This is a genomic window from Amaricoccus sp. W119 (assembly GCF_047275745.1).
GTDB lineage: Bacteria > Pseudomonadota > Alphaproteobacteria > Rhodobacterales > Rhodobacteraceae > Amaricoccus.
Genome location: NZ_JBKQWU010000190.1, coordinates 1 through 914, shown reverse-complemented (window position 1 = coordinate 914; position 914 = coordinate 1). Strand labels below are relative to the sequence as shown.

At 66.5% G+C, this 914-nt stretch carries 1 pseudogene; it reads left to right on the top strand.

Annotated elements, in window-relative coordinates:
- Positions 1 to 236: 236 nt before the first annotated feature.
- A pseudogene (locus ACLJK8_RS22920) lies at positions 237 to 803 on the top strand (transposase); the annotation flags it as partial.
- Positions 804 to 914: the final 111 nt, after the last annotated feature.

Sequence of the window (914 nt, the reverse complement as noted above, 5' to 3'; positions counted from 1 at the left end):
CGCGAACACACCCATCGCATCCTCCATGTTGGCAGGCTCCGGCAGCGTCCGAAGCAACCCTGATCCTGCCAGCCAGAGCGGCGCAGGAAATGCGATTAAGCTAAATGGTGTAGGAAGCCGCGCACGGATCCCCTGGCGTAGCGCGAGGCGCGCGGCCGGTGGTGGCGCTGGCGGACACCGTCGATCTTCGGAGTAGGCTCGGGTTGCGACACCTGGAACCGAGAACGGAGACGACGATGACCGACGAGAGAATGGCCCTGCTGGAGCTGATTGAAAAGCAGGCCGATACCGACCTGGTGCGCGAAATGCTGGTCTTCGCGGCCGACCGGATCATGGAGGTGGAGGTGGAGCTCCGCACCGGCGCGGCGAAGGGCGCACGCTCGCCGCCGCGCGAGGTCCGGCGTAACGGGTACCGGGAGCGGGACCGGGATACCCGCGCCGGCCGGATCGCGCTGCAGATCCCGAAGCTGCGCAAGGGCAGCTACCTGCCGAGTTTCCTGGAGCCGCGCCGAACCGCCGAGAAGGCGCTCGTGGCGGTGATCCAGGAGGCATACATCCACGGCATCTCCACGCGCGCCGTCGACGATCTGGTCAAGGCCATGGGCGCGGGCGGGATGTTCAAGAGCCGGGTGAGCCGGCTCCGCGCCGGGATCGACGAGCGGGTGAGCGCCTTCGTCGCCCGCTCACTCGAAGGCGCGTGGCCCTGCCTCTGGCTCGACGCCACCTACATCAAGGTCCGCGACGGCGGGAGGATCGTCAGCCGGGCGGTGATAGTGGCCGTGGCCGTGAACGAGGACGGTAAGTATATAAGTTTAGACTTGATCTGACATCTGGTGTCCGGATGTCGGTCATGTTCCGCCTGTCAGCCTCCGATCGGGCGGCGATCATTTTTTCCCTCGCGATCGGGGCCGCGT